Genomic DNA, 7,145 nt, shown 5'->3' with positions numbered 1-7,145 from the left:
GGCGTGGCCGCGGGGCGCGGTCCGGTCGGACAGCGCGCCGAGATCGCCGGCGCGGTCGCGGTCGCGCTGCTGGCCGCCGTCGCGGCCACCGGCCGCCTGCTGCGCGCCCGCCCGGCGGGAGTCGTGCTGGGCGTCGCCGCCGTCGGCTGGGCGGCACTCGGCGGATGGCTCGCCGCGGACGCGATAGTGCACACCGCCGAGCATCCGGAATCCGCCGCGACGCTTTGGGCCGGCGCGGCGGCACTGCTGGCGACGGCGGCGGGAGCCGCGGCCGTCGGCGGAACGAGTCCGGCCCCTGCGACCCGCGTCACCGGAATCACCGGAACCACCGGCGCCGCCGCGACCACCACGGCCACCACGACGGCCGGAGCAGCCGGAGCGGCCGGAACCACCGGAACCCCTGGGACCGCCGGCAGCACCGGAGCCCTGCCGCACCTGTCGCCCACCGGCACCGCGGTGCTCGACGAACCCGCCGGGGGCGGCGGCCTCGAACCGTTCGCCGCGACCACGGTGGCGGCGGCCGGAACGGTCGTGGCCGGGGCGGCCGGGGTCGCGGGCCACCTCGCCGTGTCGCAGAGCGCTGTCATCGCCTCAGTACTGGGACTGGCGTTCGTGCTCGCGATCCCGATGCTGGCGTTCCGCCTGGCCGGCCAGCGGCTGCCCGCGCTGCCCGCGACCGCCGAGCGGATCCAGGTGGATTTGCCGGCCCGGAAGCAGACCGAGCTGTGGCGGACGGCGGCGCTCCTGGACCGGCTGATGGCGGCCCTGCTGATCGGCGCCGCGGCGCCGGCGATCGTCGGCGCCGCGCTGGCCGCCGGGCACGGCGTGCTCGGGATGATCACCGCGGCGGACATCGGGATCGCGTACCTGTTGCGGGCGCGGGTGTTCGCACGGACGACTCCCAGGCTCCTGCTTCAGGCCACGGGCATGCTCGCCCTGGCCGGAGCCGCTTGGCGCGCGGCGGCGGCCGGGAGCACGGTGACCACCACCCTCGCCGTCGCGGCCGGCGCGCTCGTGGTGGGCCTGACCGCGGCCGGCTCCGGGCCGCGGCGGCAGTCCGACGACCCGCCGTACGCGGCGCGCGCCGCCGACCTCGCCGAGTACTTCGTGCTGGCGGCGCTCATCCCGCTGGCGCTGGGGGTGCTCGGCACGTTCGGCTGGGCGCGCGGGCTGGGGGGCTGAGGCGTGGCGACGCGGCGGCAGCAGCTCCAGGCGCACCGGTTCCTGGTGCGGCGCCTGGCGGCCGGCCTGGTCGGCGGGGAGCCGGGGACGGCTTCGCCCCCGGGCCAGCGGCTACGGACCGGGATGATCCTCGGCGTCTCGGCCGGCGTGCTGGGCATCGCCGGCGCCGCGACCTGGGGCCTGGTCGCGCCGAAACCGGACTCGGGCTGGCGGGACGGCCAGTCGGTAGTCGTGGCGGAGGGCACCTACAATCAGTACCTTTACACCGACGGCGTGCTGCACCAGGTGCTCAACCAGGCTTCGGCCCGGCTGGCGCTGCCGAACTACGCGGTACGCACGGTTCCGGCCGCCGCGCTGCGGAACGTCCCGCGCGGGGCTCCGGTGGGGATACCCGGCGCGCCGACCGACCTGCCGGCCCCGGCAGCCCTGGTCCCCGGGCCGTGGACGGTGTGCTCGACGCCGGGCGGCGACGGCACCGGCGGGGTCCGGGTCTCGGCGGCGTTGGGCGTGACCGTCGCGGGCACCGACGTGACGGACGGCCAGGCGCTGTATGTCGGCGTCGGCGAAGCCCGCTACCTGGTCTGGAACGGCCGCCGGCATCTGGTGACCGATCCGCCGGCGGTGCTCTCCGCGTTCCGGATGGCGGCCGCGCGGCCGGTGCCGGTCGGGGCGGCATGGCTGAACGCGGTCCCGGCCGGGGCCGACCTCGCGCCGCTGAGCCTGGGCGCCCGGACAGCGGTCGCAGACCTGGGCTCGGTCGGAGACCTGTTCGCGTATCAGGACGCGAGCGGCGGCTACGAGTACGCGGTCACGGCGCGCGGCTTGACCCCGATCACGCCGACCCAGGAGGCGCTGCTGCGCGCCGGCGGCTCGGCGGCGCCGAAGCAGCTGGATCCGGCCCGCCTGACGGCGGCCGAGCGGGCGGGACAGGTGGGCGCGCCGCTGGCCGGCGATCTGCCCGCGCCGCTGCCCGAACCGGTCGGCGCCGACAGCGGGGTCTGCTGGACCGCGACGCCGGGCGCGGATCCGGAGGCGCCGGTCTACCGTCTGCGCCGGGTCGCCGCGGCCGCGGTCGACGCGGCCGGCGCCTGGTCGGCGACCGACGGCCGCGGCGGCCGCGCCGACCGGGTCCTGGTCGGCCCGGACGCCGGCGCGCTCGCCACGTCCACGGCCGGCGGCGTTCCACAGCTGCTGACCGCCGTCGGCCGGCGGTTCCCGGTCGCCTCGAAGGACGACCTGAGCCGCCTCGGCTACGCGGCCGCCCCGACCCGGATCCCGGCGGCCCTGCTCGATCTCTTTCCGGAGGGTCCCGCCCTGGCCGCGGCGGCCGCCCGGACTCCTCAGCCGGCTCTCGTGCCAGGACCCTGAAACTTGAATAAGGACACTGTTTCGCAGGCGCGGCTCAGGCCGCCGTGAGCCGGTGGAACGACTCCGGGGTCACCATCCGGTAGCCGACGCCGCGGACCGTCGAGATCATCCCGGGCAGCGCGATCTTCGACCGCAGCGAGGCCACGTGCACCTCCAGCGCGCGCTCGGCGCCGTCCCAGCCGGTCGGCCACAGCGTCGCCACCAGGTCCTCGCGCGACACCGCCCGCCCCACCCGCTCGACCAGCGCGACGAGCAGCTGGTACTCCTTCGGGCGCAGCTCGACCCGGGTCCCGTGGACCGACACGGTCCGCGATTCCTCGGCGACCACCAGCGGCCCGGCCACCAGACGGCGCCGGCCGCCGGATCCGGAGCCGGCGGCGGAGGCGGACGGCGACGGCTCGCGCACCGGCGCGACCGCCAGCCGCAGGCGCGCGCCCAGCTCCTGCAGGCCGAAGGGCTGCACCGCGTAGTCGTCGATCCCGGCCTCGTGGCCGCGCAGCCAGGCCTGCAGATCGACCCGCTGGGTCATGGCGATGATCGGGGCCTGCGTCCGCCGCCGCAGCCGCCGGCAGTAGGCGAGCACCTCGCCGTCGACGATGCCGCAGTCCAGGAGCACCACGTCGACGGTGCCCGGCGGGTCCGCGTCCACATCTGCTTCGTGCACGTCGAAGCCCAGCATGACCAGGCCACCGCTGAGCGTACGGCTGCGCCGTCGGCCGAGTCCGGTCAGGAGAACTCTCATGGCACCACAGTGGCATGCACGGCTCACCCTTTGCTCAACGTCCCGCCGACCACCTTGTGACGGCTGATCGACGACTGCTGGGATTCAGCAGCACGAGACGGTCATCAGCAGCCCCCTGAAGGAGCCGGTCATGGCAGATCCGACACTCCAGCACGAACACGAAGCGATGAGCCGGGCGGCCGGCGAGTTCACGAACGCGCTGGACGATCTCAACACCTACGTCGCCCCGGTGCGGGCCGACCACGACGCCATGCAGTGGCAGAGCGACGCGGCCACCAAGTACCGCGAGCTGTTCGACGAGTGGCTCATGCAGTTCGGCGACATCTGCAAGGCCCTGGAGACGATGCGCGAGGTCCTGGGCGCCAGCGCCCGCGACTACGCCGACAACGAGGCCTGGGCGGTGGACGCCGTCAAGAGCATCGGCGGACCGAGCGACTACACCTCGGCGCAACAGGCCCTGCTGGGCCTGTGAGCCGCGCCCGGCGTCCGGGAAGCCCGGGACGCCGCGACCGCATCCACCGCACCGCGAAGCACCGCTAGGAGACCACGATGGCGTTCATCGCCAACACCGACAACATGGCGCAGCTGGTGAGCACCCTGGGCACCGCCAGCAGGAACATCGAGGACCGCCTCGTCGCGCTCCAGAGCTACGGCGACCGGCTGAAGTCCACCTGGACCGGTCCGGCCGGCGACTCCTACGAGGAGCAGAAGAGGAACTGGGACCGGGCCGCGAACACCATGAACGAGCTGCTGTCGCACTTCGGCGTGAAGCTCAACGACATCACCGACGGCATCGTGCACACCGAGCGCACCGCCCAGGCCCGCTGGACGAACCTGTGACGGACACGCCGGTGGCGACCCCCCCGGAGCCCGGCGACACCTGGGATCCGGCATCCCACAGCACCATCAAGGGGCCGAGCCTGGGCACGGTCGAGGCGAACTCCGAAGCCATCAGGGCCCTGGCGACCTGGCTCAAGACCTCGCTGACCGATCCGGAGGGCCTGTTCGTCCGGTCCAAGGCCTGGCTCACGACCGGCGGCGACACCGGCTACCCGGGCCGGTCGCTGCGGTACGACCTGTACGCGAGCCGGTCCGGCGACCCGAACTCGATGGCCGGGCCGGACACCGTGCCGGTGGGCGTCCTGGTCGGCTACCCGCCGTTCCTGTCCAGCGCCCAGAACCTGAAGAAGGCGGTCGACACCCAGCTGGGCGCCCTGTACCTGAAGTTCGTCGAGGACCCCACCAAGACCGACATGAGCAGCGGGAACCTCTTCGCGATGGTGACCAGGATCGTGGATCAGCTGAACGCGGTGGCCGCCGACTACGACCGGGGCGACGAGGCCATCGAGAACGACCTCGGCGCCCTGGCGAACGACATCCAGAGCCAGTTGCAGACCATGCTCGGCACCAAGGGAACGAACGGAGGCGGCGGCTGATGGGCTACGACGGCAACTACGTCCCCGATCCGGACGCCAACCGTCCGGACCAGACCCTCACCGTGGACTCGGCGTCGGCCACGGCGGGGGCGGGCTTCTCGATCTCCGTCATCTGCGGTGCCCCGCCGAGGACCGGCGTCATGCACGACACGGCCGAGACCCCCGGCACCGGCCAGGGCATCGACGGATACTCCTGGAACCAGGCCATGACCGCCATGTTCGGCGGCTGCGGGGACGGCAGCTTCGGCCCGCCGAGGCACGGGACCTGGGCCGATCCGCTGAGCATGGAGACAGCCCACTTCGCGATCCTCACCATCAAGCAGATGCTGCACAGCTACGCCAACGACGTGGACGGGGCGAAGAAGCAGATCCTGGAGAACCACTGGAGCGGACCGGCCGCGACGGCGTTCGGGCAGGTGCTCGACGCGTTCACCACCTACGTCAAGGACCTGGCCGACCTCATGGCCTACCCGCCGCCGACCAGCAGCCTGCTGCGCATCGCGCACATGAACGAGGCCTTCTGCCAGGCGGCGACGTTCATCTGGCAGTGCTCCCTCACCCGGGCCTTCAACGACAACGGGGCCCACGACCGCAACACCCCGGTGAACATCTCGAAGGACCTCACGTACACCGGCACGATGGTCGGCGCCGGCCGGGCCATGCTCAAGGCCTACGACTCGGAGCTGAAGAAGCTGTACGAGGGGTCGGCGTGACCTTCTTCGACATCACGAAAGCCGCGTACAAGAGCCCGAACTTCGCCAAGCTCCCGAGCGGGGACGGCGGCGCCGTCACCGGCATCGGCGGCGCCGACAGCCTGCTGCAGAACTCGGCCGCCGATCCGGGCGGGATCAGCTCCGCGGACCTCACCGGCGGCGGCTTCGGGAGCAGTGCCGGCGACTTCGGGAGCGCCACCGGCGGCTTCGGCGCCGGAACCGGGTTCTTCAGCACTGGAACCGACGGCACCGGAACGAGCACCTTCGGCACCAGCGGCACCAGCGGTTCGGGGGGCCTCGGCACCGACGACCCGTTCACCGGCGTCGGCAGCCTCAGCTCCGGCACGCTCGGTTCCGGCACGCTCGGTTCCGGCACTCTGGGCTCCGGCACCCTGGGCTCCGGCAGCGACGGCACCGGTTTCAGCACGAGCACCGGTTCCGGTTCCGGAACTCTCGGCTCCGGCGACGGCTTCACTCCCCCGGACAGCACCCTGTCCGGGCTCCGCACGCCGCAGTCCGAGCTCAGCGGCACCCGCGGTGAGGTGAGCGGCGGCGACCCGTCCGTGCTGAAGAACTTCAGCACCGGCGGCGGTACCGGCGGCTTCGGCGGAAGCGCCGGCGGTACCGGTGGCTTCGGCAGTACCAGCGGCGGCACTGTCGGCGGCTTCGGCACCGGCGGCGTCACGCTGGACCCGCGCGCCCTCGACGCCGCCGAGAGCGGCCTGGCCGCCACCACCGCGGCCGAGCAGGCCCGGATGGCCGAGAACGGCATGGGCATGGGCATGCCGATGGGCGGCATGGGCGGCATGGGCGCCGGCGGCCAGGGCCAGAACAAGGAGCGCGAGAGCAGCACCTGGCTCACCGAGGACGAGGAGGTCTGGGGCGCGGCCAGCACGGCGCCCGGCAGCGTCCTGGGCCTGCTCCCCGACCAGGGGTCCCGGCGGTGACCGTCGATCCGGGACACCCGGCGCTGGCCTTCGACCGGGTGAAGCTCGCGGCCCTCGTCGCCGACTCCGAACGCCGGGTCCGGGCCATCGCCGACGCCCAGCGCGAGATCGCCGGCCTGGCGGTCACCAAGCGTTCGCGCGACCGGGCGCTAACGGTGGGGCTCGGTCCCGGCGGGGTGCTGACCGAGCTGACCTTCCACACCACCGCCTACCGCGAGATGGCGCCGGCCGAGCTGTCGCGGCTGGTGCTGGACACCGTCGCGGCCGCCCGGGCCGAATACGCCGCGCAGGTCGCGAAGGCCATGGCGCCTGCGCGGGAGGGGGCGGCCCTGCCCCACGACCAGATCCTGGCCGGCACCTTCGACATCTCCGAATTCCTCCGCGGGGGCCCCTCATGAACCAGACCATCCAGGCCAATCCGGTCGATCTCTCCCGGCACGGCGCAGCCTTCGCCGACCACGTCCCCACGATGTCGTCCATCCGCGACGACATCCACGCCCTGATGCGGGACCCCGGCATCGGGGACGACGACTTCGGACGGTCCTTCCGCGCCACCTTCCTGCCGAACGTCCTGGCCCTGGCCGACAGCATCGGCGACGCCGGCAGCGGCATCCTCGGCATCAGCACCAACATGCGCGAGATGGCGGGCGCCTACGCGGAGACCGACCAGTACTCGCTGGACAGCGTGCTGCACGGCAGCGGCTCCTCCGGACCCGCGGTGACCGGCGGCCCGCACGCCACCCCGCACCGGGCCTGA

General features: G+C 73.6%; 10 protein-coding genes. 9 read left to right on the top strand and 1 reads right to left on the bottom strand.

Annotated elements, in window-relative coordinates:
• Window positions 1–1,182 (top strand): ubiquitin family protein (locus ABD481_RS11720; RefSeq protein ID WP_344665615.1); only part of this gene is annotated, 1,182 nt, incomplete at its 5' end.
• Between the two features lie 3 nt (window positions 1,183–1,185).
• Window positions 1,186–2,550 carry a type VII secretion protein EccB gene (gene eccB, locus ABD481_RS11715; RefSeq protein WP_344665614.1) on the top strand — a complete coding sequence of 455 codons (1,365 nt, stop codon included), beginning with the start codon at window positions 1,186–1,188 and terminating at the stop codon, window positions 2,548–2,550.
• Between the two features lie 34 nt (window positions 2,551–2,584).
• Here eccB and ABD481_RS11710 read toward each other — a convergent pair whose 3' ends face one another.
• Complete coding sequence (locus tag ABD481_RS11710; protein WP_344665613.1) at window positions 2,585–3,292, bottom strand: response regulator transcription factor; 708 nt, start codon at window positions 3,290–3,292, stop codon at window positions 2,585–2,587.
• A 130-nt stretch (window positions 3,293–3,422) separates the two neighbouring features.
• On the opposite strand from ABD481_RS11710, the gene ABD481_RS11705 reads away from it, so the two are divergent.
• From ABD481_RS11705 to ABD481_RS11675, 7 genes are all read left to right on the top strand, one after another.
• On the top strand, window positions 3,423–3,764 hold the full coding sequence (locus ABD481_RS11705) for a WXG100 family type VII secretion target (RefSeq protein ID WP_344665612.1): 342 nt from the start codon (window positions 3,423–3,425) through the stop codon (window positions 3,762–3,764).
• Between the two features lie 77 nt (window positions 3,765–3,841).
• Complete coding sequence (locus ABD481_RS11700; RefSeq protein WP_344665611.1) at window positions 3,842–4,132, top strand: WXG100 family type VII secretion target; 291 nt, start codon at window positions 3,842–3,844, stop codon at window positions 4,130–4,132.
• An 11-nt stretch (window positions 4,133–4,143) separates the two neighbouring features.
• Window positions 4,144–4,728 carry a hypothetical protein gene (locus tag ABD481_RS11695; RefSeq protein ID WP_344665610.1) on the top strand — a complete coding sequence of 195 codons (585 nt, stop codon included), beginning with the start codon at window positions 4,144–4,146 and terminating at the stop codon, window positions 4,726–4,728.
• The gene (locus ABD481_RS11690) at window positions 4,728–5,441 is read left to right on the top strand and encodes a hypothetical protein (RefSeq protein WP_344665609.1); all 714 of its coding nucleotides are present in this window, start codon (window positions 4,728–4,730) and stop codon (window positions 5,439–5,441) included. Before ABD481_RS11695 ends, ABD481_RS11690 begins: the two co-directional genes overlap by 1 nt.
• On the top strand, window positions 5,438–6,388 hold the full coding sequence (locus ABD481_RS11685; protein WP_344665608.1) for a hypothetical protein: 951 nt from the start codon (window positions 5,438–5,440) through the stop codon (window positions 6,386–6,388). Before ABD481_RS11690 ends, ABD481_RS11685 begins: the two co-directional genes overlap by 4 nt.
• Window positions 6,385–6,786 (top strand): YbaB/EbfC family nucleoid-associated protein, encoded by a 402-nt coding sequence (locus ABD481_RS11680; protein ID WP_344665607.1) that lies wholly within the window; start codon window positions 6,385–6,387, stop codon window positions 6,784–6,786. The genes ABD481_RS11685 and ABD481_RS11680 overlap by 4 nt, the downstream gene beginning before the upstream one ends.
• A complete protein-coding gene (locus ABD481_RS11675; protein ID WP_344665606.1) occupies window positions 6,783–7,145 on the top strand; it encodes a hypothetical protein in 363 nt (120 codons plus the stop codon). Before ABD481_RS11680 ends, ABD481_RS11675 begins: the two co-directional genes overlap by 4 nt.

This window comes from Catenulispora yoronensis (assembly GCF_039531695.1).
Lineage (GTDB): Bacteria > Actinomycetota > Actinomycetes > Streptomycetales > Catenulisporaceae > Catenulispora > Catenulispora yoronensis.
The sequence above is the reverse complement of the archived record's forward strand: the minus strand, read 5'-3'. Positions and strand labels throughout refer to the sequence as shown.